Annotated in this window: 28 protein-coding genes; 21 read left to right on the top strand and 7 right to left on the bottom strand. The window is 72.6% G+C overall.

Going from position 1 to position 25,548, the window contains the following annotated elements:
• The first annotated feature begins 24 nt into the window (after window positions 1-24).
• The 7 genes from RAN62_RS01770 (at window position 25) to RAN62_RS01740 (ending at window position 5,598) form a co-directional block, all read left to right on the top strand.
• Window positions 25-669: a class I SAM-dependent methyltransferase gene (locus RAN62_RS01770; protein WP_305782636.1), complete on the top strand. Its 645-nt coding sequence runs from the start codon at window positions 25-27 to the stop codon at window positions 667-669.
• A gap of 88 nt (window positions 670-757) precedes the next feature.
• Entirely contained in the window at window positions 758-1,990 is a 1,233-nt protein-coding gene (locus RAN62_RS01765; protein ID WP_305782635.1) for an NRAMP family divalent metal transporter, read from the top strand.
• A gap of 4 nt (window positions 1,991-1,994) precedes the next feature.
• Entirely contained in the window at window positions 1,995-2,756 is a 762-nt protein-coding gene (locus RAN62_RS01760; protein WP_305782634.1) for a LamB/YcsF family protein, read from the top strand.
• The gene (locus RAN62_RS01755; RefSeq protein WP_305782633.1) at window positions 2,753-3,496 is read left to right on the top strand and encodes a putative hydro-lyase; all 744 of its coding nucleotides are present in this window, start codon (window positions 2,753-2,755) and stop codon (window positions 3,494-3,496) included. The genes RAN62_RS01760 and RAN62_RS01755 overlap by 4 nt, the downstream gene beginning before the upstream one ends.
• Window positions 3,493-4,104, top strand: a complete 612-nt coding sequence (locus RAN62_RS01750; protein WP_305782632.1) for a 5-oxoprolinase subunit B family protein — start codon at window positions 3,493-3,495, stop codon at window positions 4,102-4,104. The genes RAN62_RS01755 and RAN62_RS01750 overlap by 4 nt, the downstream gene beginning before the upstream one ends.
• 5 nt (window positions 4,105-4,109) lie before the next feature.
• Complete coding sequence (locus tag RAN62_RS01745) at window positions 4,110-4,949, top strand: 5-oxoprolinase subunit C family protein (protein WP_305783037.1); 840 nt, start codon at window positions 4,110-4,112, stop codon at window positions 4,947-4,949.
• A 4-nt stretch (window positions 4,950-4,953) separates the two neighbouring features.
• On the top strand, window positions 4,954-5,598 hold the full coding sequence (locus RAN62_RS01740) for a GntR family transcriptional regulator (protein ID WP_305782631.1): 645 nt from the start codon (window positions 4,954-4,956) through the stop codon (window positions 5,596-5,598).
• Here RAN62_RS01740 and RAN62_RS01735 read toward each other — a convergent pair.
• The 4 genes from RAN62_RS01735 to RAN62_RS01720 form a co-directional block, all read right to left on the bottom strand.
• Window positions 5,553-6,323 carry an HAD family hydrolase gene (locus RAN62_RS01735; RefSeq protein ID WP_305782630.1) on the bottom strand — a complete coding sequence of 257 codons (771 nt, stop codon included), beginning with the start codon at window positions 6,321-6,323 and terminating at the stop codon, window positions 5,553-5,555. The two genes, RAN62_RS01740 and RAN62_RS01735, sit on opposite strands and share 46 nt — an antisense overlap.
• Window positions 6,323-7,075 carry an ROK family protein gene (locus RAN62_RS01730; RefSeq protein WP_305782629.1) on the bottom strand — a complete coding sequence of 251 codons (753 nt, stop codon included), beginning with the start codon at window positions 7,073-7,075 and terminating at the stop codon, window positions 6,323-6,325. The genes RAN62_RS01735 and RAN62_RS01730 overlap by 1 nt, the downstream gene beginning before the upstream one ends.
• Before the next feature lie 23 nt (window positions 7,076-7,098).
• Entirely contained in the window at window positions 7,099-8,016 is a 918-nt protein-coding gene (locus RAN62_RS01725; protein WP_438874448.1) for a DNA-3-methyladenine glycosylase family protein, read from the bottom strand.
• A 344-nt stretch (window positions 8,017-8,360) separates the two neighbouring features.
• Entirely contained in the window at window positions 8,361-9,440 is a 1,080-nt protein-coding gene (locus RAN62_RS01720; RefSeq protein ID WP_305782628.1) for an NAD-dependent epimerase/dehydratase family protein, read from the bottom strand.
• A gap of 59 nt (window positions 9,441-9,499) precedes the next feature.
• Here RAN62_RS01720 and RAN62_RS01715 point away from each other — a divergent pair, with 59 nt between their 5' ends.
• The 6 genes from RAN62_RS01715 to RAN62_RS01690 all read left to right on the top strand — a co-directional run bounded on the left by RAN62_RS01715 (window position 9,500) and on the right by RAN62_RS01690 (window position 16,275).
• Entirely contained in the window at window positions 9,500-9,979 is a 480-nt protein-coding gene (locus RAN62_RS01715; RefSeq protein ID WP_305782627.1) for a 2Fe-2S iron-sulfur cluster-binding protein, read from the top strand.
• Window positions 9,976-10,941 (top strand): FAD binding domain-containing protein, encoded by a 966-nt coding sequence (locus RAN62_RS01710; RefSeq protein ID WP_305782626.1) that lies wholly within the window; start codon window positions 9,976-9,978, stop codon window positions 10,939-10,941. Before RAN62_RS01715 ends, RAN62_RS01710 begins: the two co-directional genes overlap by 4 nt.
• Window positions 10,938-13,004, top strand: coding sequence for a xanthine dehydrogenase family protein molybdopterin-binding subunit (locus tag RAN62_RS01705; RefSeq protein ID WP_305782625.1), 2,067 nt, complete (start codon window positions 10,938-10,940; stop codon window positions 13,002-13,004). Before RAN62_RS01710 ends, RAN62_RS01705 begins: the two co-directional genes overlap by 4 nt.
• Before the next feature lie 591 nt (window positions 13,005-13,595).
• Complete coding sequence (locus RAN62_RS01700) at window positions 13,596-13,943, top strand: histone-like nucleoid-structuring protein Lsr2 (protein WP_305782624.1); 348 nt, start codon at window positions 13,596-13,598, stop codon at window positions 13,941-13,943.
• A gap of 779 nt (window positions 13,944-14,722) precedes the next feature.
• A complete protein-coding gene (locus RAN62_RS01695; RefSeq protein WP_305782623.1) occupies window positions 14,723-15,127 on the top strand; it encodes a hypothetical protein in 405 nt (134 codons plus the stop codon).
• On the top strand, window positions 15,124-16,275 hold the full coding sequence (locus RAN62_RS01690; protein WP_305782622.1) for a hypothetical protein: 1,152 nt from the start codon (window positions 15,124-15,126) through the stop codon (window positions 16,273-16,275). The genes RAN62_RS01695 and RAN62_RS01690 overlap by 4 nt, the downstream gene beginning before the upstream one ends.
• Here RAN62_RS01690 and RAN62_RS01685 read toward each other — a convergent pair whose 3' ends face one another.
• A complete protein-coding gene (locus tag RAN62_RS01685; RefSeq protein WP_305782621.1) occupies window positions 16,276-16,566 on the bottom strand; it encodes a hypothetical protein in 291 nt (96 codons plus the stop codon).
• Window positions 16,567-16,640: 74 nt separating this feature from the next.
• Here RAN62_RS01685 and RAN62_RS01680 point away from each other — a divergent pair, with 74 nt between their 5' ends.
• Window positions 16,641-17,450, top strand: a complete 810-nt coding sequence (locus tag RAN62_RS01680; protein WP_305782620.1) for a GNAT family N-acetyltransferase — start codon at window positions 16,641-16,643, stop codon at window positions 17,448-17,450.
• 5 nt (window positions 17,451-17,455) lie between these two features.
• Window positions 17,456-19,054 (top strand): AMP-binding protein, encoded by a 1,599-nt coding sequence (locus RAN62_RS01675; RefSeq protein ID WP_305782619.1) that lies wholly within the window; start codon window positions 17,456-17,458, stop codon window positions 19,052-19,054.
• On the opposite strand, the gene RAN62_RS01670 is transcribed toward RAN62_RS01675, so the two are convergent.
• The gene (locus RAN62_RS01670; RefSeq protein ID WP_305782618.1) at window positions 19,041-19,316 is read right to left on the bottom strand and encodes a DUF1905 domain-containing protein; all 276 of its coding nucleotides are present in this window, start codon (window positions 19,314-19,316) and stop codon (window positions 19,041-19,043) included. The two genes, RAN62_RS01675 and RAN62_RS01670, sit on opposite strands and share 14 nt — an antisense overlap.
• Before the next feature lie 192 nt (window positions 19,317-19,508).
• Here RAN62_RS01670 and RAN62_RS01665 point away from each other — a divergent pair, with 192 nt between their 5' ends.
• The 5 genes from RAN62_RS01665 to RAN62_RS01645 all read left to right on the top strand — a co-directional run bounded on the left by RAN62_RS01665 (window position 19,509) and on the right by RAN62_RS01645 (window position 23,909).
• The gene (locus RAN62_RS01665; RefSeq protein WP_305783035.1) at window positions 19,509-20,258 is read left to right on the top strand and encodes a sugar isomerase domain-containing protein; all 750 of its coding nucleotides are present in this window, start codon (window positions 19,509-19,511) and stop codon (window positions 20,256-20,258) included.
• 33 nt (window positions 20,259-20,291) lie between these two features.
• On the top strand, window positions 20,292-21,455 hold the full coding sequence (locus RAN62_RS01660) for a glycosyl hydrolase (RefSeq protein ID WP_305782617.1): 1,164 nt from the start codon (window positions 20,292-20,294) through the stop codon (window positions 21,453-21,455).
• A 99-nt stretch (window positions 21,456-21,554) separates the two neighbouring features.
• Entirely contained in the window at window positions 21,555-22,073 is a 519-nt protein-coding gene (locus tag RAN62_RS01655) for a hypothetical protein (RefSeq protein WP_305782616.1), read from the top strand.
• Window positions 22,070-23,164, top strand: a complete 1,095-nt coding sequence (locus RAN62_RS01650; protein WP_305782615.1) for a sensor histidine kinase — start codon at window positions 22,070-22,072, stop codon at window positions 23,162-23,164. The genes RAN62_RS01655 and RAN62_RS01650 overlap by 4 nt, the downstream gene beginning before the upstream one ends.
• 25 nt (window positions 23,165-23,189) lie before the next feature.
• Window positions 23,190-23,909: a response regulator gene (locus RAN62_RS01645; protein ID WP_305782614.1), complete on the top strand. Its 720-nt coding sequence runs from the start codon at window positions 23,190-23,192 to the stop codon at window positions 23,907-23,909.
• 99 nt (window positions 23,910-24,008) lie between these two features.
• Here RAN62_RS01645 and RAN62_RS01640 read toward each other — a convergent pair whose 3' ends face one another.
• Complete coding sequence (locus RAN62_RS01640) at window positions 24,009-24,959, bottom strand: NAD(P)/FAD-dependent oxidoreductase (protein ID WP_305782613.1); 951 nt, start codon at window positions 24,957-24,959, stop codon at window positions 24,009-24,011.
• 64 nt (window positions 24,960-25,023) lie between these two features.
• Here RAN62_RS01640 and RAN62_RS01635 point away from each other — a divergent pair, with 64 nt between their 5' ends.
• The gene (locus tag RAN62_RS01635; protein WP_305782612.1) at window positions 25,024-25,524 is read left to right on the top strand and encodes a GNAT family N-acetyltransferase; all 501 of its coding nucleotides are present in this window, start codon (window positions 25,024-25,026) and stop codon (window positions 25,522-25,524) included.
• Window positions 25,525-25,548 lie beyond the last annotated feature (24 nt).

The following is a 25,548-nucleotide window of genomic DNA, read 5'->3' as shown; positions in this document are numbered from 1 at the left end:
CCGGCAGCTGAGGACAATCACCCTGTGTCGACGACTGCTGACTTCGTCCGGGCGAACACCCGGCTGGCGCCCGTACCCTTCCTGCCCGAGCTGGTGCTGCACCAGGCCGACGAGCCGATCGAGCTCTGGGAGCGGACCGAGGCCGGGGGCGCGCAGCAGCCGCCGCCCTTCTGGGCCTTCGCGTGGGCGGGCGGCCAGGCGCTGGCCCGGCACGTCCTCGACCAGCCCGACCTCGTTGCCGGCCGGGACGTGCTCGACCTCGCCACCGGCTCGGGCCTGGTGGCCGTCGCGGCGGCCAAGGCAGGGGCGCGCTCGGTGGTGGCCAACGACATCGACCCGCTCTCGCTTGCCGCGGCCGAGGCCAACGCGGCCGCCAACGACGTCCGGGTCGCGCTGATCGAGGGAGACCTCCTGACCGACGGGTACGCGGAAGCCGGCGTCATCCTGGCGGGTGACGTCTTCTACAGCCGGGAGATGGCCTCGCTCGTCCTGCCGTTCTTGCGCGCGGCCGCCTTCCGGGGCGCCTTGGTCCTGGTCGGCGACCCGGGCCGGGCCTATCTCCCCACCGAGGGGCTGGTGCTCCGTGAGACATACGAGGTCCCCGTGATCGAGTCCCTGGAGAGTGTGCCCATGCGCCGGACGAGTGTGTGGCAAGTGTTGACACACTAAGTTGTTGAACAACTCTTGCCGGATTGTTCAACAATCCCTACCGTGAGCGAAAGGCCTCATCGAGCTGCACCGATCAGAGGACAGGCTCATGACGACGGAAGCCACGGAACCCACCACCACCGCCCGGACCCGCCGCACCGCCCTCGTCGGGGCGATCTTCCTGATGGCCACGAGCGCCATCGGCCCCGGCTTCATCACGCAGACCACGACCTTCACCGCCCGGCTGGGTGCCGCGTTCGCGTTCGGCATCCTGATGTCGATCCTGGTCGACTTCGTCGTCCAGATGAACATCTGGCGGGTGGTCTCGATCAGCGGCAAGCGCGCCCACGAGATCGCCAACGCCGTCGTCCCCGGCGCCGGCCACCTGCTCGCCGCCCTGGTCATCCTGGGCGGGCTGATCTTCAACATCGGCAACGTGGCCGGGTCGGGGCTCGGCCTCAACGCCGCCCTCGGGCTCGACCCCAAGCTGGGCGGCCTGATCAGCGCCCTGATCGGCATCACCATCTTCGCCGTCAAGCGGGCCGGGATGGCGATGGACCGGCTGCTGATCGTGCTCGGGCTGGTCATGATCGCGCTGACCCTCTACGTGGCGATCGTCTCCGGCCCGCCGGTCGGGGACGCGCTCAAGCAGACCGTCGTGCCCGAGGACATCGACTTCGCCGCGATCACCACGATCATCGGCGGGACGGTCGGCGGCTACATCACCTACTCCGGCGCGCATCGGTTGCTCGACTCGGGCACCACGGGCCCCGAGCACGTCCGTGAGGTCACACGGGGTGCGCTCAGCGGCATCGCGGTCACAGGACTCATGCGCTACCTGCTGTTCCTGGCGATCCTCGGGGTCGTCGCCGGCGGCGTCGCGCTCGACACGAAGGGCAACGCCACGGCCCAGGCCTTCGAGTCGGCGGCCGGCGAGTTCGGCCAGCGCGCGTTCGGCGTCGTGCTCTGGGCGGCCGCGATCACGTCGGTGGTCGGGGCCGCGTACACGTCGGTGTCGTTTTTCGATGCCTTTTCCGCCCGCTTCGCCGAGCCGCGCGTGCGCTCCTGGGCCACCGTGGCCTTCATCGCGGTCAGCACCGTGATCTATCTGCTGATCGGCACCGCGCCGGCGGCCCTGCTGGTCTTCGCGGGCGGCTTCAACGGCCTGATCCTGCCGATCGGCTTCACCATCCTCCTGTACGCGGCGTGGCGCCGGCGGGAGCTCCTCAAGGGCTACCGTTACCCCGTGTGGCTGCTGGTGCTGGGCGCCGTGGTGGCCGCCCTGACCTGGTACATGGGGGTCGTCTCCGCCCGCACCATCTTCGACTACCTGGCCGGGTGATCCCATGGACCTCAACAGCGACCTCGGCGAGGGCTTCGGCACCTGGCGCCTGGGCGACGACGCGGCGATGCTCGACATCGTCAGCAGCGCCAACGTGGCGTGCGGCTTCCACGCCGGCGACCCGCGCACGCTGCTGGCCACCTGCGAGCGCGCGATCGAGCGGGGCGTCGTCATCGGCGCCCAGGTCGGCTATCGCGACCTGCCCGGCTTCGGGCGCCGGTTCATCGACTACGAGACGCCCGACCTCGTCGCCGAGATCATCTATCAGATCGGCGCGCTGGACGGGCTGGCCCGCGCGGCCGGCGACCGGGTGCTCTACGTGAAGCCGCACGGCGCCCTCTACAACACGATCGTCCACCACGAGCAGCAGGCCGCCGCGGTCGTCGACGCGGTGCGGCGCTACGACCCGGACCTGCCGGTGCTCGGGCTGCCCGGATCGGTCTTCCTGCACCTGGCCGAGGAGGCGGGGCTGCGGACGGTACGCGAGGCCTTCGCCGACCGTGGCTACAACGCCGACGGCACGCTGGTGTCCCGGCGGGAGCCCGGTGCCCTGCTGCACGATCCGGCCGAGGTGGCCGAGCGGATGGTCCGGCTGGCGACCGAGCACACGCTGGTCGCCGTGGACGGCACGGTGATCAAGATCGAGGCGGACTCGATCTGCGTGCACGGGGACTCGCCCGGGGCCGTGGACATGGCGTCGTCGGTGGCCGGGGCCCTCGCGGCCGCGGGCATCACCATCACCGCCTTCGGAGGTGAGATCCGGTGAACGCCGCTCTCCGCAAGCAGTTCCGCGACGGTCTCGTCCGGCCGACGGCCGGGCTGGCGCCGGGCTTCGCGCAGGCCAACCTCATCGCCGTGCCGCGCGACTGGGCCTGGGACATGCTGCTCTACGCCCAGCGCAACCCCAAGCCGTGCCCGGTGCTCGACGTCTCGGACCCGGGCTCGGCGACGACCGTTCTCGCCGACGGCGCCGACCTGCGCACCGATCTTCCGCTCTACCGCGTGTGGCGGGACGGGAAGCTGGTCGAGGAAGTGCCCGACGCCACCGGGCAGTGGCGCGACGATCTGGTGGCGTTCCTCATCGGGTGCAGCTTCAGCTTCGAGGCGGCACTGGTCGCGGAGGGCATCGACGTGCGGCACATCACCGCGGGCAGCAACGTCCCGATGTACCGGACCGCGCGCCAGTGCCGGCCCGCCGGGCGCCTGCGGGGCGAGCTGGTCGTGTCCATGCGGCCGATCCCGGCGGACCGGGTCGCGGACGCGGTCACGATCAGCGCCCGGTTCCCCGAGGTGCACGGCGCCCCGGTGCACGTCGGCGATCCCGCCGGGCTGGGCGTCGCGGACCTGGACCGGCCGGACTTCGGGGACCCGGTGGAGATCCGGCCGGGCGAGGTGCCCGTGTTCTGGGCGTGCGGCGTGACCCCGCAGGCGGCGGTCATGGCGTCGGGCGTGCCGTTCGCGATCACGCACGCGCCGGGGCACATGTTCGTGACCGACGTGGCATGACGCGTTTCCTGAGGTGTGGGCGGGAGGCCGTACTCGCCGAGGTGGACGACCTCGACGCGGCCCTCGCCCTCTACGCCGCGCTGCGGGAGGCCGCGCTGCCAGGGGTCGTCGACCTGGTGCCGGCCGCGCGGACCGTGCTGATCCGCCTCGATCCCGCTGTCACCAGCCCGCGCGAGGTCCGGATCGCCGTGGCGGGTCTCACCGTCGGCGCTGTCGACCGCGGGTTCGTCGGCACGGTCGAGATCCCGGTGGTGTACGACGGGCCGGACCTCGCCGACGTGGCGGGGCACCTCGGGATCTCCCCGGCGGACGTCATCGCCCGGCACACCGGCGCCGAGTGGACCGTGGCGTTCGGCGGGTTCGCCCCGGGCTTCGGTTACCTGACGGGAGGAGACTTCGACGTGCCCCGGCGTACGTCCCCCCGCACGCGCATCCCCGCCGGATCGGTCGGGCTGGCCGGCCGGTTCTCCGGGGTCTATCCCCACGACAGCCCGGGTGGCTGGCAGATCGTCGGCCGCACCACGGCGACGATGTGGGACCTGGACCGGGCCGAGCCGGCGCTGCTCGTCCCCGGCGCCCGGGTGATCTTCCGGGCGGTGCCGGCGTGACGGTGATGACGGTGCTGCGGACCGGGCCGCTGACCGTGTTCAAGGACGCGGGGCGGCCGGGGCACGCGCACCAGGGGGTGCCGCCGTCCGGGGCGGTGGACCGGGGGGCGTACCGGCGGGCGAACGCCCTGGTCGGGAACCCGGCGGGGGCCGCCGTGCTGGAGTGCACGCTGGGCGGGCTCCGGGTCCGTTTCGACGGGCCGGTCCTGGCCGTGCTGACCGGGACCGACGCGGTCCTGACCGTCGACGGGCGGCCCTCCGACGTCGAAAAAGTGGTCTCGATACCCGCTGGGGCCGAAGTCGGCGTGACGCAGCCCCGGCGGGGACTGCGCAGTTACTTCGCCGTGCGGGGTGGCTTCGACGTGTCGCCGGTGCTCGGTTCGCGGTCGAAGGATCGGCTGGCCGGCATCGGTCCCGTTCTCGGCACGACTGTGCGAATTACCGATTCGCCGGTGTCGGAGCCGGAACCGTCGTTCCCCGTGGGGCTGGGCGATCTCACCCTGGAAGTCGATCTCGGGCCCCGGGACGACTGGTTCACCGCCGCGGCCGTGCGGACATTGTTCAGCGCCGCCTATGTCGCCGCCCCGGCCAGCGACTCGGTCGGGCTGCGGCTGGAGGGGCCGGCCCTCGAGCGGGCGCGGACCGAGGAGCTGCCGAGCGAGGGCGTCGTCCGCGGCGCGGTGCAGATCCCGCCGAGCGGCCAGCCCATCGTCTTCCAGGCCGACCATCCGGTGACCGGCGGCTACCCGGTGATCGCGGTGCTCACCCCGGCGGCGGCCGACCTGGCGGCCCAGGTCCGGCCGGGAGCCCAGGTACGGTTCCGGCGGGCGAGGCTGATTGACTAGCCTCGTGACGAGCGTGGAGCACGAATCCGGGTCCGCCGCCCGCGCCGTGGCGAGGCTGCGCACGTGGATGATCAACGGCGAGCTGGCGCCGGGCACGCGGCTCTCCGAGACCGCCCTCACCGGGCCGCTCGAGGTGTCCCGCAACACGCTGCGCGAGGCGTTCTCCACGCTGATCGAGGAGGGGCTGCTCGTGCGGCAGCCGCACCGCGGGGTGTTCGTGGCCACGCTCAGCCCGGCGCAGATCGCGGACATCTATCGCGTACGGGCGCTGCTCGAATGCTCCGCCCTCGGCCAGGCCCCCACCGACCCGCCCCGCGCCGAAGGTCTGCGCGCCGCCGTCACCGAGGCCGAGCGGGCGGCGGCAGCCGGCGACTGGCGCGGCGTCGGCACGGCGAACATGCACTTCCACGAGCAGATCGTCGCCCTGGCCGGCAGCCCCCGGCTGGACGCCTGGATGCGCCAGCTGACCGCCGAGCTGCGGCTGGCCTTCGCGTCGGCGCCCGACCCTTCAGCGCTGCACCGGCCGTTCGTCGCGATGAATGCCGCGATCACCGCGAGCTACGAGGCCGGGGACGCCCAGCGCGCGGCCGACCAGCTGCGCGACTATCTGCTGACGTCGGAGCGGATCGTCCTGGGCAACCTGCCCTGAAGCAGGTCGCGCAGGCCGAAGCCGTCGTCGACCACGGCGTCCGGTCGGGGCCAGGCGGCGGGGTCTTCGCGGGCTGTGCGGGGCGAGCGCATCAGGACGGCGGCGGCGGTCTCGGCGCGGCGGGCGCACACGATGTCGCGCTGGTAGCTGTCGCCGACGTGCCAGCACTGCTCGGTCGGGACGCCCAGGTCGCGGGTCGCGCGCCAGATCATCTCCGGGTTGGGCTTGCGGACGCCGGCCTCGTCGCTGTAGATCTGCGCCGCGAACAGCCCGCCCACGCCCGCCCGGTCGAGGAACTCGCGGTGGGCGGAGCCGCTGAGCGTGTTGCTCACCACGGCCATGGGCAGACCGGCGGCGCGGGCCGCGCGCAACGCTTCCGGGATGCCGGGACGCAGGGCCCACGACGGCCGGTACGCCCAGTCGTGGCTGAGCCGGGCGGCCTGGGCGCGTACGGCCGCGCGGGCCGGACCGGGCCACCCGGCCGTGACGAAGCGTCCCCAGATCTCCTCGTGCCCCAGCTCGAACGGCTGGTCCTCGTCGCGCCACGCCCGGTAGCCGTCCTCGCCGTCGGTCAGCGAGCGGCTGATCTCGCCCGGGGTCAGCACCCCGCCGGTGAGGTTGTAGAGCCGCAGGACCAGCTCGGGCGGGGCGGGGTCGAACGGGCCGGCGCCCTCCGCGAGGACGCCGCCGAAGTCGAGGAGCAGCGCGGCCGGGGCGGGCAGCATCAGCGCGCGTTCAGGGTCCAGGCTCGCACGCCGCCCACGATACCGGCGGTGTTGGGCACCACGACGACTTCGTCGCCCATGCGGGCCAGCTGCGCCGCGGTGATCAGCCGCGAGTTGCCGCCGCCCAGGTAGAGCCGGTCCCACAGGAACACCGGCCGCAGCCCCTCGACGACGTTGCGGACCCGCCGCGACCAGAGGGCGTCACCCAGGCGGCGCCGCTCGTGCTCCCCGATGTACGTGTCGTAGCTCATGCCCCACCGCACCGGCGCCTGCGACATCTCCAGGTGCGGGGCGAGCGCTCCACCGTCGAAGAGCGCGCAGCCCAGGCCGGTCCCCAGCGTGAGCACCAGCTCGCAGCCGGTGCCCGCGACGACCCCGGCGCCGTGCACCTCGGCGTCGTTGAGCACCAGGGTCGGCAGCCCGAAGGCCTCGGCCAGCGCGGTCCGGGCGTCGTAGCCGCCCCACGCGTCGACCAGCTCCGGGTCGATCTTGGTCCGCGGTCCGAGCTTCGTCACGTAGTGCGGCGTCTTCACCACGACGCCGTGCCGCAGCATGCCGGGCATCCCGACGGTGACCCGGTCCGCGTGCGGCAGCCGCTCACCGAGCTCCACCAGCGTCTTCACGAACAGGTCGGGCGGCAGCGGATAGGGCGTGGGCACCCGGATGGGCTGCGCCCGCATGGTGCCCGCCTCGTCCAGCACGGACCCCTTGATCCCGCCGCCACCGCAATCGATCGTCAATGTGAATGCCACGTGTAGCAGTGTGACAGGCTGCTTCAGAACCGTGCGAAGGACCGGATCGGCATGCGGGGCCCGAACTTCGGCGCCGTGATGCCGCCGAAGGCCAGCAGCTCGCACACCCGCCCGCGATGCCCCGCGAACGGCTCCAGCAGCTCGAGCATCCGCGCGTCCGTCCCGCGCGCCTCGCCCGCCAGCGCCCACGCGACCGTGTTCGGAATGTGGAAGTCGCCGACACTGACGGCGTCCGCGTCCCCGTAGGCGGTGCGCACCACCTCGGCCGCCGTCCACGGCCCGATGCCCGGGATCGCGACGAGCCGCCGGGTCGCCTCGGCGCTGTCCACGCACTTCTCCAGCCGGGCCGCCGCCGCCGCGCCGCGCAGCAACGCCTGGGTGCGGCGCTGCTCGACCCCGAACGGATGGAACACCCAGTACGGCGTCGCCGCCACCGCCTCCGGGTCCGGCGGCAGCAGCAGATCGCCCGGCCCCGGCGCCGGCTCGCCGAAGTGCTTCACCATGGCCCGATAGGCCCGGTGCGCCTCGATCCCGGTCACCTTCTGCTCGAGCACCGCCCGGATCAGCCGCGGAAAGATCTGCCCGGTGGCCGCGAACCGCACCCCCGCGAACGTCTTCGCCAGCCGCGCGATCAACGGGTGCCGGCCCGCCAGCGCCGGAAAATCGCCGAGCTCGTCCCGCAGCCCCGCCACGGCGTCGGCCCGCTCGGCCAGCCACTCGGCGCCGGGCCCGTGGGCGGTCGCGGTGAGCCCCGCGCCGTCGCGCGCCAGATGCAAAGATCCAGGCCCGTCCGGCGTACGCACGGCCAGCCGGAAATCCCCGTCCACAAGCGTGCCGCACGGGTCGTAACGAACCACCAGAAGCGCCCGCAAAGTGCGCACGAACTGGTAGTTCGCCGGCGTCGCCAGCCGCCGCACCACCGTCCTCGTCACGGCCGCCACTATACGACCGCCGCCCGCCCCGACGGTTCAGCCTTGCTCCCGCGCCACCCGCAGCGGCGCGATCACGGGCTTGTCGCTCAGCACGTTCGCGAGCGCAGAAGACCGGCAGCGGGTGGACGTCGAGGACGTGAACGCCGGCCGTCAAGATCGCCGCGAGCCTCGCCGCGGCGCCGGCAATGATGGCCGTCACGGCAAGTCCATCGGCTCGCCGAAACGCACCAACACCAGGACCGGGCCGGGCAGGCGTGCCGGGTGCTGGTCCGGGGGAGCCGCAACTCCGCGCTTCTCGAATTCGAGGACGGCTTCCAGGTCATCACCAGCCGGGGCGGGCTGCGCCGGCGGGCTCAGTAGGGGTTGCCGCTGCCCGGCAGCCGACCGCGCAGCACTCCTCCCAGCCGGCCCGGCTTGCCCGGGGCGGCCGACAGCGGCGGGCTGTCCACCGAGCCGCGCTCGGCCATGCCGCGGACCAGCTCCTTCAGGGCGTGCACCGAGTCGGTCAGCGGGCGCCAGCCCAGCTCCGCCTTGATGCGGTCGCAGGACATCAGCGGTGCCTTGAGGCCGAGCTTGACCCAGCCCACGTCGACCGGCTGGAGCCTCAGGCGCCAGGAGAGGTCGGCGGCCGCCTTGAGGAAGGAGCCGGCGATCGGCACCTCGTGGCCGTGGAAGGCGCGGGCGGCGACGGCCGGGTCGAGGACCGGGCCGGCGGCGACGTTGAAGGCGCCGCGGGCGTCGGAGGCCAGGGCCCGGGCGTATGCGTCGGCGACGTCGTCGGCGTGCACGGCCTGGACGCGGAGGGCGGGGTGGGACGGGATGAGCGGGATGCGGCCGAAGCGCAGCATCCGCGCCGGGAGCAGCGGGCCGGCGAAGTAGCGGGCGATCTCCGTGCCGGCGTCGTGCTGGAAGATCAGGCCCGGGCGCAGGCGGACGACGCGGAGCGTGGGGTGGTCTGCCTCGACGCGGTCGAGCATGCTCTCGACCAGGGCCTTGTGCCGGCTGTAGGAGGAGCCGGGCACGCCGGTGCGGGGGAACGACTCGGTGACATAGGCGTGCTTGGGCCCCGGGGCGTAGACGCCGACCGAGGAGGCGAAGACGAAGCTGGGCACCCCGGCGCGCAGGACCGCGTCGACCACGTTGCGGGTGCCGAGGACGTTGGCCTCGAAGAGCCGGCGCTGGTCGTGGCTCGGCTGGATCTGCCAGGCCAGGTGGACGACCGCGTCGGCGCCGCGGAAGATCTCGTCCAGCCGGGCGGAGGCGCCGGGGGCTGCGACGTCGCAGGTGTGCCAGTCGACCGCGTCGTAGGGGGGCACCTCGCGGCGGGGCAGCCGGCGGACCACGCCGGCGAGGTCTGTTCCGGGCTCGTTGCGCAGCCGGCGCAGCAGGGCCGTGCCCGCGTTGCCGGTCGCTCCGACGATCACCACTCGCATGCTTCGGCGGTACCCGGTGGCCCGAGGTTGAATCATCCTTCCGGGGGTACGCCGGGACCATGAAGCTTGCCGTCAACGGAGTCGAGCACACCCTCGACATCGATCCGCGGACCACCCTGCTCGACGCCCTGCGCGAGCACCTGCACCTGACGGGCGCCAAGAAGGGCTGCGACCACGGGCAGTGCGGGGCGTGCACGGTGCTGCTGGACGGGCGCCGGGTCAACAGCTGCCTGGTCCTCGCCATCAGCCAGCAGGACGCCGAGGTCACCACGATCGAGGGGCTGAGTCCGCACCCGTTGCAGGAAGCCTTCCAGGAACATGACGGATTCCAGTGCGGCTACTGCACGCCGGGGCAGATCTGCTCGGCCGCCGGCATGCTCGACGAGGCGGCGAAGGGCTGGCCGAGCGCCGCGACTCCCGCCGGCGAGGAGCCGACCCTGAGCGACGCGGAGATCCGCGAGCGGATGAGCGGCAACCTGTGCCGCTGCGGCGCGTACGCGAACATGGTCCCCGCCATCGCCGAGGTGGCCGGCCGATGAAGACGTTCGAGTACACGCCCGCCACGGAGATCGGCGAGGCGGTCGGCGCCCTGGGGCCGGATGCCGCGTTCCTGGCCGGCGGCACCAATCTCGTCGACCTCATGAAGCTCGGCGTCGCCACCCCGGACACGCTGGTCGACATCAACCGGCTGCCGCTGCGCGACGTCGAGGAGCTGCCCGGCGGCGGCCTGCGCATCGGGGCCGGGGTCCGCAACAGCGATCTCGCGGCGCACCCGGTGGTCCGGCGCGACTTCCCGGTGCTCAGCCAGGCGCTGCTCGCGGGCGCGTCCGGTCAGCTGCGCAACATGGCGACGACCGGCGGCAACCTGCTGCAGCGCACCCGGTGCCGCTATTTCATGGACATGACCAAACCTTGCAACAAGCACGAGCCGGGTACGGGCTGCCCGGCGCGCGAGGGCGACCACCGGAACCTCGCGATCCTGGGCGCCTCCGAGCACTGTGTCGCCACGCATCCGTCGGACATGGCCGTGGCACTGGCCGCTCTCGATGCGACCGTTCACGTGACCGGGCCGGTCGGCGACCGAACCGTGCTGTTCGGTGATTTGCACCGGCTACCCGGCGACACGCCGCACATCGACACGACGCTGGAGCACGGCGAGTTGATCACCGGAGTCGACCTGCCGGCGCCGTCGCGCAACTCGGCGTATCGCAAGGCCCGTGATCGCGCCTCCTACGCCTTTGCCGTGGGCTCGGTCGCCGCGGTGCTCGATACGGCCGAGGGACGAATCGAAAATGTCCGGATCGCGTGGGGTGCCGTCGCGCACAAGCCGTGGCGCGCCACCAGGGCCGAGGAGGCGCTGCGCGGGCAGGCCCCGACGCGGGAGAACTTCCTCGCCGCGGCCGACGCCGAGCTCGCCGCGGCCGAACCGTTGCGGGACAACGGCTTCAAGCTCGCCCTGCTGCGCAACATGACCGCGACGGTCCTGGAGGGTCTCGCATGACCAGCACCGTGGAGAACACCGTCGGCCGCCCGCTCGGCCGGATCGAGGGCCCGGCCAAGGTCACCGGCGAGGCCCTGTACGCCGCCGAGTACCCGGTCAAGGACGTCACCTACGCGTGGGTCGTCCAGTCGCCGGTGCCCCGGGGCACGCTGAACGCCGTCGTCGTCGACCCGCTGACCGAGGACGACGACGTGCTCGCGGTCCTGTGGCACGGCAACGCGCCGGGGCTCGAGGACGCCGGCGACCCCGAGCTGGCCGTGCTGCAGTCGGACCGGATCAGCTATCGCGGGCAGGCCGTGGCGCTGGTCGTCGCCCGTACGCTGGAAGCCGCCCGCAGGGCCGCCCTGGAAGTCCGGCTCGACATCGCCGCCGAGCCCCACGACGCGTTGCTGCGGGCCGATCATCCCGAGCTCTACACGCCCGAGAAGGTCAATCCCGACTTCCCGGCCGAGAGCCGGATCGGCGACGTCGACGCCGCCCTGGCCGCGGCGCCGGTGACCGTCGACGTGCGCTACGAGACGCCGGCCCTGCACAACAACCCGATGGAGCCGCACGCGACGATCGCCGTGTGGGAGGGCGACGACCTGCTCCTGTACGACTCCAATCAGCACGGGCCGGGAGTGGCCGGCACTGTCGCGGCGGCGTTCGGGCTGACCCCGGATCGCGTACACGTGATCAATGAGCATGTCGGTGGTGGCTTCGGGTCCAAGGGCACCGCGCGCCCCAATGCCGTCCTCGCCGCGCTGGCCGCGAAGGTCGTCGGGCGGCCGGTCAAGCTGGCCCTGCCGCGGCAGGCGCTGTTCAGCATGGTCGGCTATCGCACGCCGACGATGCAGCACATCCGCCTCGGCGCCGAGCGCGACGGCCGGTTGACCGCCGTCTCGCACGAGGCGGTCGAGCAGACGTCGCAACTGTTCGAGTTCGCCGAGCAGACGACCACGATCACCCGCCACATGTACGCGGCCGCGAACCGCTACACCGGACACAAGCTCGTCCGTCTCGACGTGCCGACCCCGCGCTGGATGCGCGCGCCCGGTGAAGCGCCCGGAATGGTCGGCCTCGAGTGCGCCATGGACGAACTGGCCGAGCGGCTCGGCCTGGACCCCATCGAGCTCCGCGTCCGCAACGAGCCGGACGCCGAGCCGGAGAGCGGCGTCCCCTTCAGCAGCCGGCACTACGTCGAGTGCCTGCGCGAGGGGGCCCGGCGCTTCGGCTGGGCCGGCCGGGAGCACCGCCCGCGCCTGCGCCGCGAGGGCGACTGGCTCATCGGTACGGGAGTCGCGGGCGCGAGCTATCCGACCATGGCCCAGCCGTCGACCGCCCGGGTCACGCTCGGCGCGGACGGCACGGCGTCGGTCGCCATCGCCGCGTCCGACATCGGCACGGGCGCCCGCACCATCCTGACCCAGATCGCCGCCGACGAGCTCGGGCTGCCCGCTTCGGACATCCGGATGCGCATCGGGGACAGCACGCTGCCCATGGCGTCGGTGGCGGGCGGTTCGTCGGGCAGTGCCTCGTGGGGCTGGGCCGTGACCGAGGCGTGCCGCGAGCTGAGGCGTACCGGGAGATCGGAGGTCACCTTCGACACCAGCGAGCTGATCGCCCAGCAGGAGAAGGACGGCAAGCACGCCTTCGGCGCCCACTTCGCGGAGGTACGCGTCGACACCGTCACGGGCGAGGTGCGGGTGAGCCGCATGCTCGGGGTCTTCGCCGCGGGCCGCATCCTCAATCCGCGCACCGCCCGCAGCCAGTTCCTCGGCGGCATGACCATGGGCATGGGCATGGCCCTGCACGAGGAGGGCGTCCTCGACTCCCGCACCGGCGACTGGGTCAACCACGACCTCGCCGAGTACCACGTCCCGGTCCACGCCGACATCGAGAACATCGAGGCGGTGTGGCTGGAGGAGCACGACGCGGACGTCAACCCGATGGGCAGCAAGGGCATCGGCGAGATCGGCATCGTCGGGTCGCCGGCCGCGATCGTGAACGCCGTGTGGCACGCGACCGGCGTGCGGGTGCGGGACCTGCCGGTGCGGCTGGACAAGCTCCTGCCGCACCTCTGAGCCGGCCGTGCTCGTCTTGCCGGCCGTGCTCGTCTTGCCGGCCGTGCTCGTCTTGCCGGCCGCCGGGCTCGTCTTGTCCGGGCCGGGCTTGTTGTGCCGGCGGCCGGGTTCTCCCGCAGCATGGCCCGGTGGGCGAGGAGCAGTCCGGTGGGTTCGGTGGGCGTGGAGTTCGTCATGCCCGGAACTCTGCGGGACCGCACTTGCAGTCGGCCTGACGCCGGCTGAAGACGCCCCCGCAGCCTGATTTTTCCGGAAACCTTCGCACGGTTCGGTTCATTCGGTGCAACGGCGGGTGCGTGTTCGTGCACCCGTAAGCGTGATTGCGGGCACATTGATCGACGGTCTTGCGCGGCCGGCCCGTTTCCGGTTTCGCGCCCGCCGCCGCCCGCCCGGCCGCCATTTCCGCCGCAGCTGGGCCACGCGTTCCCGGACGCGGTGACGGCTTGTTTGCGGACGGGTGACAGCCGCGCCGAATGGCTTCACAGATCCGCGACATGCGCATGGTCACAATTTGCCTCGGCGCGCCGCGATCGACAGAATGAAAGCGCGGAAATATCCGACACAAAGGCACCGCCACGGGAGCGACCACACATGGCCAAGCAGGTAATCACCCTCCTCACCGACGACCTCGACGGCGGCGAGGCCGATCGCACCGTCGAGTTCGGACTCGACGGGGTCAACTACACGATCGACCTCTCGGAGAAGAACGCGGGCAAGCTGCGCAAGGCCCTCGACCCCTACCTGGCGGTCGCCACCCGGGTCGGCCGCAGCGGCCTCGACCCGCGGGCGCCGCGCCGGGGCACCGGGGTGAGCACCGGCCGCGCCACCCGCGACCAGAACCAGGCCATTCGCGAGTGGGCGAGCAAGAACGGCTTCGAGGTCTCCGAGCGGGGCCGCATCCCGAGCTCGATCGTCGAGGCCTACCACAGCAAGCACTGACCCGCCGCCGACCGGGCCGCCGACGACTGCCGGCCCTGTCCGCGGGTGACTGCGGCCCTGCTCGTGGGTGACTGCGGCTCTGTCCGCGGGTGACTGCGGCTCTGTCCGCGGGTGGCCGCCAGTTCTTGTTGCGCGTGACCACCGGGCTGCCCGCGGGTGACCGCCGGCGCCGGTTGCGCGTGACCGCCGGGCTGTTCGCGGGTGACCGCCGGCTCCGTTTGCGCGCGATCGCCTGGCCCGCGCGGGTGACTGCCGGTCCCGCCCGCGCGCCGGGACCGCATCGACGGCGTCGCCTCGTGCGGCGCCGTTCGAGTGACGCCCGGCCCGGCGGGGCCTTTCCGTCGCCGGGCGTCCGAGCCGCTATTTCCCGGCCATCGGCCGTGTGAGCTTTCCCGAGGCCCGTGCCGCCGGCTCTTTCCCGAGGCCTGTGCCGCCGGCTCTTTCCCGAGGCCTGTGCCGCCGGCTCTTTCCCGAGGCCCGTGCCGCCGGCTCTTTCCCGATCGGGGCGCAGCCGGTCTTGCGCGGCGGGGGCTGACCGTCTTTCCCTCGGTGGGCGCTTCCGGTCTTTCCGGGGCGGGTGTCGGCGGTCTTTCCCGGCGCCGGTCCTGAAGCGTTTTCTCTCGGCGAGGGGCCAGGCCGGCCGGGCCGGAACAGGCGGGCCCCGAAATGCCCCGGAGCATCGAGGGCGCGGCGGGTGAATGGTCCGCGCGGCGCACCGAAGAATTCGGGCTTAACCGGTTAAACTGGCCCGTCGTCCAATGCCGGGCCGGGGAGATCCGATGCCCTTTCTCACGCCCCATGCATGGGCCGCCGCCGTGCCGGGTGCGGATCAGACCGTGCCCTGGTGGCTGGCCGCGCTCATGGTGGTCGCCCTGCTCGTGGCGCCCGCCGCCTTCTGGTGGCAGCACATGCGCGCCGAGGACCACATCGCCGAGCTGCGCATCGCCCTCGACAGCTGCGAACGGGCCCTCGCCGGAGCCCAGCAGGCCGCCGTCCAGGCCCAGAACGTCGCCGCCCGCGCCCAGGTCGCCGCCGCCCGCGCCCAGCAGGCCGTCGACGAGGCCCTGACCAGCCAGCAGGCCCTCGCGGCGGAGCAGCGCCTCGTGTCGGTGGTCGTCCAGACGCTGCGGCAACGCCAGGACGACGCCGCCGAGTTCGAGACCCGTCACTACGGGCCGGCATGAGCGAAGGCGCGGGAGCGACCGGCCCGGACGGAGGGCTCACCGTCACGGTGCACTTCGACTGGCTGCCGGTGGGGGAGCGGGGGCGGCTGGTCGTGCACCGGCGTTTGACCGGGCCGGGCTGCCCGGCGACCGATCGCTGCTGGCTTTCCGACGAGCTTCCGTGGCACCGGCTCGCCGCACTGGACCCGGCCGCTGCCCTCCCGGCGGAGGCGGGCTTGTGGCGCGACTTGTTCACCGGTCGCTTCGTCGAGGGGCTCGGCCATCCAGTTCCGCTGCACGCCACGTCGGCCGACGGGGTGCGCGGTGTTCTGCACACCGTGCCGCCGGGCGTCGCGGGCCGGTCGCTCGTCGTCGTGGCGGCACAGCTCACGGACACTACTGTCGGCCCGGTGCTTGGGGCGGTCACGGCCACGGCGTCCCGGCACGACTATCTGGCCACGGCCCTCGCGCCGCTGGTCCGAGCCCGGCTGACCGCTCTCGGCCTGCATCCGCGCCCGGCCGCCCCCGCCCACGACGGATCCAGCGGGCACGGAGCCGCCGGGGACCCGGGCGAGCGGCTCGACGCGCTCACCGATGACATCGAGACGCGGGTTCTCGGCGGCGACCGGACGGTGCAGGTCAACCGCTTCGTCGCGTACCCGCCGGCGGCCGGCGCGGTCGGGCTGGCCGAGGCGGTGCGGCGCTCCGCCGTACGGGAAAGGCTGCTCGGCGAACCCGCCCGGCGGAAGCTGGCCGACCGGCTGGTGGACGACCTGGCCGGCCAGGGGTGGCGGTTCTGGTCGGAGCCGCTGCGCCTGACCGTGCCCCGCCCGCTCGCGGAGCTGCTGCACGGGCTGCTCTTCCTGCAGGTACGCCACCCCGGCCGCACCGTCACCACGCCGCTGTCCCCACGGCCCGGTTTCGCGGAGAAGCTCGGGCCCGGCCTCGAGGAGGCGCAAACAGCGGAGACGCCGGGAAATGTGACCGCGCTGCTCTGTCCGGCCTCCGGGCGGCCCCCGTCCGACGACAAGCTGCGCCGGGCGCTGGGCTCACTGCTGGCCGAGACGATCCAGCAACGCGGCCGCCGCCTGCTCGCGGCCGCCGACCTCGGCCCGGCACGGGCCCAGCCCACTCACGCGGACGATCACCCGCGCATTATGCGGGCTTGATCAGGCGTTCTGCGCGCCGTTGTACACCTGCCAGGCGACATCCCGGTAGTAGGCGAAGGAGGAATCACCCCAGCTGCCGAAGTAACTCGCGGTCTGCACGGCCGACCCGTCCGGCTGACAGTTCACGATGAAGGACCCGCCGCTCGCGCCGCCGGACAAGCCGTTGCAGTTCCGGATCTGCACCCCGCCGGACGGCCCGTCGTACGGCTGCCCCTCGCACCACACGGCATAGTCGACCGAGCCGGGCAGCCCGATCGCGTGCGCGGCCAGGATACGCGGAAGTACGCGCATGGGGACTCCCGCAGGCAGTCACGTACGTCGATATGTGAACAAGCCTGATCGACGGCCGGGGGAGAATGGGCGGCATGGACATCCGGAAGGCCGACGCCGGCGACGCCGCCGCGGTGGTCGCGTTGCGGTCGGTCGTCTATCCGTACCTCGTGCGCGGGGTCGAGGCGACGCGGCAGGGGATGACCGGGGCCGAGTGGGTCGCCGAGGCCGGCGGCCGCGTGGTCGGCTGGGTGGCGGCGCGGGGCCGGACCGTCTCGCTGCTGCACGTGCACCCGGAGCATCGCGGGCACGGGCTCGGCGGCGCCCTGCTCGACGTGGCCCTCGCGCATGTGGAGGAGCCGGCGCGGGCCTTCGCCACGACGGAGTCGCTCGGCTTCGCGCGGCGGCACGGGTTCCGGCCCAGCCGGGAGGTGCGCTACTCGGCGCTCGACCTGACCGGCTTCGCCACGGTGCGCAGCGACATGCCCCGGCTGCGCGACGTCGACCCCGTCGAGCTGCACCGCACCTACACGGAGGCGACCGCCGACGAGCCCGGTGACGTGCCGGCGACCCCGGTGCCGTTCGAGCGGTTCGTGTCGTGGTTCTGGGAGAACCCGGACGCCGACCGGGAGGCCGGGAGCGTGGCGTTCGCCGACGGGCGCCCCGTGGCGTTCTCGCTGGTGCTGCGGGACGGGGACAGGGTGTGGTCGGACATGACGGCCACGTTGCCGGCCTATCGGGGGCGCGGGCTCGCGTACCAGGTCAAGCGGGCGGCCCTGAGCCGGGCGCGCGGGCGCACGGCCTTCACCTCCAACGACGAGGCCAACAAGCCGATGCTGGCGATCAACGCCAGACTCGGATATCGGACAATCGCAGCACAGTGGAGTTGTGTGCGGGCATCGTAAAAGGCATGGTGTCCTACAGCTCCGGGACCTCCGGCACGCCGCTGCTCGGCGAGACGATCGGCGCCAACCTCGACCGCGCGGTGGCGGCGCACGGCGACCGGGAGGCGCTCGTCGATGTCGCGGCGGGGCGGCGGTGGACGTACGCGGAATTCGGCGCGGCCGTCGACGACGCCGCGCGCGGGTTGCTCGCCCGCGGGATCAGCCAGGGTGACCGGGTCGGGATCTGGGCGCCCAACCGCGCGGAGTGGGTCATCGTGCAGTACGCGACGGCGAAGATCGGCGCGATCCTCGTCAATATCAATCCGGCCTACCGGACCCACGAGCTCGACTATGTCGTCCGCCAGTCCGGGTTGAGCCTGCTGGTCAGCGCGCCCGCGTTCCGCACGAGCGACTACCGCGCGATGATCGACTCGATCGGGTTCCGCGACGTCGTCTATCTGGACACCGAGGACTGGCCCGATCTGCTGGGCTCAGGGGGTCACGAGTCCCTCGACATCCCGCTGGTGTTCGACGACCCGATCAACATCCAGTACACCTCGGGCACGACCGGCTTCCCGAAGGGCGCGACGCTCTCGCACCACAACATCCTCAACAACGGCTACTTCGTCGGCGAGCTGGTCGGCTACACGCACGAGGACCGCATCTGCATCCCGGTGCCGCTCTACCACTGCTTCGGCATGGTCATGGGCAACCTCGCCGCCACCTCGCACGGCGCGACGATGGTGCTCCCGGCGCCCGGTTTCGACCCCGCCGCCACGCTGCGGGCCGTGGAGCAGGAGCGCTGCACATCCCTGTACGGCGTCCCCACCATGTTCATCGCGGAGCTCGCGCTGTCCGGGCACGACCTGTCCAGCCTGCGTACGGGCATCATGGCCGGCTCCCCGTGCCCGGTCGAAGTGATGAAACGCGTCGTCAGCGAGATGAACATGGCCGAGGTGGCCATCTGCTACGGCATGACCGAGACCTCGCCCGTCTCCCTGATGACCCGCCGGGACGACGGCCTCGCCCGCCGCACCGAGACGGTCGGCCGCGTCCTGCCCCACCTGGAGTCGAAGGTCGTCGACCCCGCCACCGGCCGGCCCGTTCCGCCGGGCGCGCCGGGGGAGCTGTGCACCCGGGGCTATTCCGTGATGCTGGGCTATTGGGGTCAGCCCGAGGCCACGGCCGAGGCGATCGACGCGGCCCGCTGGATGCACACCGGCGACCTGGCCACGATGGACGCCGACGGTTACGTCGCCGTCGTCGGCCGCATCAAGGACCTGGTCATCCGGGGCGGCGAGAATGTCTATCCGCGCGAGGTCGAGGAGTTCCTGCACACCCATCCGGGCGTCGCGGACGTCCAGGTCGTCGGCGTCCCGGACGAGAAGTTCGGCGAGGAGCTGATGGCCTGGCTCATCCTGCACCCCGGCGCCGAGCCGCTCACGGCCGATGACATCCGCGACTTCTGCCGGGGCAAGCTGGCCCACTACAAGATTCCCCGGTACGTCCACCTCGTCGACGCGTTCCCGATGACCGTCACCGGCAAGGTCCGCAAGGTCGAGATGCGGGAGCAGGCGATCGACATCCTGGGTCTCCAGGCGGCCGCCGCGATCAGGACGGCCTGAGGTCCAGTTCGACGTCCACGTCGTGGGCGCGGCTCGCGGTTACCCGGGCGGCGGCCCGGCGCCAGGGGCTGACGCCGAGCCAGTACCCGCGGGGGGAGCGGGAGATCACCGTGCGGAAGCGGTGGCCGTTGACCGTGGCCACCACGCGGGGCCGGCCCCCGCCGAGCTGGGCGACGACGTCGTCGGGCACGTCGAACCCGGAGCCGTCGCCGGAGCGCCGCAACTCGGCGCGGAAGCGCGTGCCTGCCGCGAAGGGGTACATGATCGGATCATGGCGAACCCGGGCGGTGCCCCGGCAGATCCCCGGCTGCCGCGAAGTTGACATGGCGCCAAGTGGACAGTCGCCGCCCCGTTCTACACCGCATCGAAGCATAGAAATTTGTTGTTGACCAGACCATGAATCGGTCGTAATTTTCATCGGCAGGACAGCTCGATGAAAAGGATGACCATCGATATGACCATCTCCAGCGCCGCCTACGTCACCGCGATCCGGGACGCGATCGAGCGCGCCGGCACCACGCAGGGCGACGGGATCGCCCGCGCCGCCGATCTGATCACCGCGACGCTCCGGGCCGGCGGGGTCCTGCAGGCCTTCGGGTGCGGGCACTCCGAGGCGCTGGCCATGGAGTTCGCCGGGCGGGCCGGCGGCCTCGTGCCCACGAACAAGATCGCGCTGCGCGACATCGTCCTCTTCGGCGGGGACCCGGCCGCTGTCCTCACCGACCCCGAGCTCGAGCGCACCCCGGCCGTCGCCCATCGCCTGTACGAGCTCGCGCCGATCAAGCCCGACGACGCCTTCGTGATCGCCAGCAACTCCGGCGTCAACGGGGCCGTGGTGGAGCTGGCCCAGATCGTCAAGCAGCGGGGGCACGCCCTGATCGCCATCACGTCGCTGGCGCACTCGTCGCGGGTGGAGCCCCGGCACGCCAGCGGCCTGAAGCTCGCCGACCTCGCCGACGTCGTCCTCGACAACGGCGCCCCGTACGGCGACGCGGTCCTGCCCTATCCCGGCGGCGCCGTGGGCGCGGTGTCGTCGATCACCGCCGCGCTCCTGGCCCAGCAGATCGTCGCCGAGGTCGTGGCGCGGCTGCTCGCGGCCGGGGAGACGCCGCCCGTCTACCTCTCGGACAACGTGCCGGGCGGGCGGGAGCACAACAAGGAGCTCGAGGCGAGGTACGCCGGGCGGATCCGGCGCCTCGCCTGAGGCAGACAGTTCTCTCCCCCCATTGGAGGACTCGTGAAACCATCCCTCGCCCTGGCCGGCATAGCCACCCTGCTGGGCACCACCCTCGCCGTCTTCGCCAACTCCCCCTCGGCCCAGGCGGCGGACTGCGGCTACCTGTTCGACGACTTCTCCTACTCCTCGTCCAGTGACGCCAACCTGACCGCGCACGGCTGGACACCCCGGAGCTACTCCGGCGGTCCCGGCGTCGCGGGCGCCACCTGGTCCCCGAACAACATCACCTTCCCCACAGCCGACGGTCAGAAGGTCATGCAGCTCACCGCCTCCACGGACGGGACCGGCGGCGGCACCAACCACGCCGAGCTCTACAGCACGCAGAAGCGGTTCTTCGAGGGCACGTACGCCAGCCGGGTCCGCTTCACCGACACGCCTGCGAGCGGGGCGGACGGCGACCACATCAACCAGACGTTCTTCACCATCAGCCCGCTCAACGGCGACCTCGACCCCACGTACAGCGAGCTGGACATCTCCGAGTACCTGCCGAACGGCGGGTGGGGCGAGACCGGGCCGATCAACTACCAGACGACCTGGTACACGTACCGGAACGAGCCCTGGTACGCCGACAACGTCCACTCCGAGCAACGCTCGTCGCTGAACGGGTGGCATGACCTGGTGGCCACGGTGGCCAACGGCAACGTCACCTACTACATCGACGGCGTGCAGGTCGGGCAGCACGGCGGGAAGTTCTACCCGCGCCAGACGATGACGATCAACTGGAACCTCTGGTTCATCGACACCGCGGCTCACACGGGCGGGCTTTCCACGTACGTGGAGCAGGTCGACTGGATGTTGTTCGCCAAGAACCAGGCGCTGACGCCGGCGCAGGTCACCGCGCGGACGGCCGGCTATCGGAGCAGCAGCACGACCTTCTCCGACACGGTCGACTCGACGGGCGGGGGCTGCACGACCAACCCCACCACGCCGCCGCCCTCGGACCCGACCACCCCGCCGCCCGCCGGGAACTGCTCGTCGGCGCAGGAGTGGGCGTTCGGCACGGTCTACACCAGCGGGCAGACCGTCATCCACGAGAAGAGCCGGTACGGCGACCCGAGCGGCCCGCCCTCCGGCGACGGCAAGCACCTCTGGCGCGCCCGGTACTGGACGCAGGGCTCCGAGCCCGGCTGGACCGAGCAGTGGCAGGACCTGGGGCGCTGCTGATTCTCGTTGTCGTGAGGCCCGTCTCCACCCCCGGGTGGAGACGGGTTCTCCATCCGTGCGCCGATCCGCCCGTACGGGAAAATCGCGATCGTTGAAGACATGACAGCGACCCAGTACCTCATCAGCGCCGCCATCCTCGTCGTCGGCCTGCTCAGCCTCGGCACCCACGAGTTCAAGTGGTCCCGGATGCTCCGGCCGGTCATCATCGTGGCGGTGGTGGCGTCGATCTACCTGAAGTCGTTCCCGACCGCCGGCAACGACGTGCGGCTCGAGGCGGTGGGCGTCGGCGCCGGTATCCTGCTCGGCGTGATCAGCGGGCTGCTCGTCAAGGTCCGCCGCGACGCCACGACCGGTCGCGTGCTCACCACCGCCGGTTTCGGCTTCGCCGCGGTGTGGATCGGCGCGGTCGTCTTCCGCACCCTCTTCGCGTACGGGGCCGACCACTGGTTCGCCCGGGGCATCTACGACTTCTCCCGCGTCCACCTCATCACCGGTGGCGATGCCTGGACCGCGGCCTTCGTCCTCATGTCGCTGACCATGGTTCTCGTCCGCCTCGCGGTGACGGCCGTGCAGGTCAACCGGCTGAGCGTCCCCGCACAGGCCAAGATGTCGGTGTGAACCCCCGACTCGGACTCCGCTATCTGTCCTGGGCGGCCGCCGCGGTGGTCGCCCTGGACGTGCTCCTGACCGGCGACCCGTGGGCCGGGCCGGCCGTACCGATCGTCGCGGTCATCGGGCTGGTGCTGTGGCTGGTCGCCACGCGGTCGGCCCTGACCCGCCCGCTGCCGCTGGCCCTGTGTTTCGTGGGCGCCGGGCTGTGCGGGGCGCTGCTCGACCTGATCCGCTCGGAGGGGACCGGCTACACGCTCGGGTTCATGGCCGCGGCGGGGCTCGGGTTGCGCGTACCCCGGCGGCTGGCCCTCATCGCCGGCGGTCTGGTGATCGTCGCCACCGGCCTCGCCGAGGCGGCCATCTCCCAGGAGCCGATCGGCGCCTTCCTCAACCTGGCGATCGGCGGCGGCTTCCTCTTCCTGGCCTCCGCGCTGGCCGGGGCGTCCCGCCGCGAGGTCGCCGCCGCCGCGGCTCGCCAGGCGCTGTCCGAGGAGGCGGCCCGCCTCGCCGAGCGGGGTCACATCGCCCGCGAGCTGCACGACGTCCTCGCCCACACCCTCGCCGGCCTGACCGTGCAGCTTGAAGGCGCCCGGCTGCTCGCCACCAAGACCGGTGCCGACCCCCGCCTGGTCGCCCAGCTCACCGACGCGAGCGCGCTGGCCCGCGACGGCGTCGCCGGCGCCCGCACCGTCGTCGAGGCGCTGCGCGACGGCCCGTTGCCCGGCCCTGCCCGCATCCCCGACCTGGTGGCCAAGGCGGCCGGGATCCACGCGACGCTCGCGGTGCACGGCGAGCCGCGGCCGCTGAGTCCGGAGCGGGGGCTGGCGCTCTACCGTACGGTGCAGGAGGCCCTCACCAACACGGCCAAGCACGCCGGCCCGTCGGCGCGGGCCCGCGTCACCCTGACCTGGGCGGCGGATACGGTGACGGTGGAGATCGTCGACTCCGGCGGCAGCGGGCCGGCCGGGCTGCCGTCGGGCGGCCACGGGCTGACCGGGCTGGGCGAGCGGGCCGCCCTCGCCGGGGGCAAGCTCGACGCCGGCCCGTCCGGCGACGGCTGGCGCGTCCGCCTTTCCCTGCCTTTGGAGGTCGTGTGAGCGTCACTGCGCTGGGGGTTTCCTGATGACCGTCACTGTCCTCATCGCGGATGATCAGAAGGTTGTCCGTGACGGCCTGGCCATGATGCTCGGCCTCCTCGACGACATCGAGGTCGTCGGCACCGCCGTCGACGGCGCCGACGCGATCCGCCAGGCCGCCACCGCCGACCCCGACGTCATCCTCATGGACCTCAACATGCCGGTCACCGACGGCGTCGAAGCCACCCGCCGCCTCACCGCCGCGGGCTCCCGCGCCCGCGTGGTCGTCCTCACCACCTACGCCGACGACGACTCCGTCTTCCGCGCCCTCCATGCCGGCGCCCGCGGCTACCTGACCAAGGACGCCGGCGCCGAGGAGATCCGCGAAGCCCTCCTCACCGTGGCCGCCGGCGAGGCCCAGCTCGACCCCTCGGTCCAGCGCCGCCTCCTCGAAACTCTGGCCGCGGGGGCCCGCCTGGCCGTGGCCCCTGCCTCCGCGGACTCGCTCACCCAGCGCGACTCGATCACCCGGCGCGACTCTCTCACCCAGCGCGACTCGCTCACCCGGCGCGACTCTCTCACCCAGCGCGAGGAGGACGTCCTCCGCGAGATCGCCGGCGGCCACACCAACCAGGAGATCGCCGCCCGCCTCCACGTCTCCGAAGCCACCGTCAAGACCCACATCAACCACCTCCTCGCCAAAACCACCTGCCGCGACCGCGCCGCCCTGGTCGCCTACGCCTTCCGCACCGGCCGCGCCCACTGACCACCGCGCGAGCCGATCGTCGGTCCCGGCCCCGCCCGACGCGAGCGCCCATTCCTGGTACGTGCCGGGGGGCGTGGCGCTCGCGCTGCTGGTCGTGCCTCAGGCGGCGGGGCTTTCGGGGCTTGCGGAGCTTTTCGGGGCGGCGGTTGCGCGCCAGGGCGTTTCCAGCAGGGCCGCCGCTTCGCATTGCGGGCGGGCGTTGTCGCGTACCGGATCGGTCAGGAGTTCGGCCTGCCGGGCCGCGACCGTCACGCCCTGCCTCAGCCGCGGGTCCAGTGTGCACATTGCGTCACCCAGGACGACCAGATTCCCCGGTACGTCGATCCGCTCGTAGTAGCGCCGGAAAGCCCGCGGGAACCGCAGCGTCGCCGGCGCTCCGATCGGCTCGCCCGGCGGGGTGACGTTGCCGCTCACCAGGACCGTGTTGCCCTCCTGGGCGAGCACGCAGCGGCCGTCGGCCAAGATCTCGCTCGGCGCGCCGGACGCGCGGAAGCGTTGCGACACGTACGTCAGGCCGAGCTCGACGCTCTCCTCGGGCACCGGATCGAGGCCGAGCGCGGCGAGCCAGGCCGGGGTCCGCGACGCCCGGCCCGTAGCGTCGACGAGCAGATCAATGTCCTCGATCGCCCCCAACCGCCCGCCGGACGCGACGGTGACACCGGTCACCCGGCTCCGTCCGGCGTCGGTGAGGACGCCGGTCACCTCGCTCGACCCGGCGATCCGGACCCCGTCGAGCCGCTCGATGCGCCGCCGCAGGGTGCGCTCGAACAGCGGCCGGCTGCTCAACAGAGTCGCCGCCCCGGCTTTGACAGCTCCGGCGGCGGCCAGCTCGCCGTGGAAACCAGGCAGAAGCCGCTCGATCGCCTCGTAGCCGCCGGCCGGCACCACGTGCGGATGCCGTCCCTGCGGCACGCCGCGCCGGGGCCGCACCCCGGACGGCAGCACGTCCCGGTCGAGCACCAGCACCTCGCCGACGTGCTCCCGCAAGGCCCGCGCGGCCAGCAGCCCCGCCACCGAGGCCCCGGCCACCACCGCCCGTCTCCCACTCACGCCGGTCTCGTGGCCGACGACGGCGAAGGGGTTGCCACCCGATGGCCGACGTCACACTGAACCCATGACGCCCGCCTTCCGCCTCACCGCGATGACCGACGAGCACGCCGAGCCGGTGCTGGAGATCTACCGCCTCGGCATCGCCACCGGCAACGCCACCTTCGAGACCGAGCCCCCCGACTGGCCCGGCTTCACGGCGACCCGCCTGCCCGGCCACCGTTTCGTCGCCCTGGACCCCGGCGGCACGGTGCTCGGCTGGATCGCCTGCAGCCCGACATCGACCCGCCCCGTCTACGCCGGCGTGGTCGAGCACTCCGTCTACGTGCACCCCGAAGCCGGCGGCAGGGGAGTGGGCCGGGCCCTGCTGACGGCCCTGATCCACTCCACCGAGGCCGCCGGCGTCTGGACCATCCAGTCCGGCATCTTCCCCGAGAACACCGCCAGCCTCGCCCTCCACACCGCCTGCGGCTTCCGCCCCATCGGCACCCGCCACAAAATCGGCCGCCACCACGGCACCTGGCGCGACGTCACCCTCCTCGAACGCCGCAGCCCCGTCGTCACCTGACCGGGGCCCCGGCCCGCGCTTCGA

Origin of the sequence: Symbioplanes lichenis (assembly GCF_030709675.1) — a bacterium.
Taxonomy (GTDB): domain Bacteria; phylum Actinomycetota; class Actinomycetes; order Mycobacteriales; family Micromonosporaceae; genus Actinoplanes; species Actinoplanes lichenis.
This window is presented reverse-complemented; position numbering and strand designations above follow the sequence as displayed.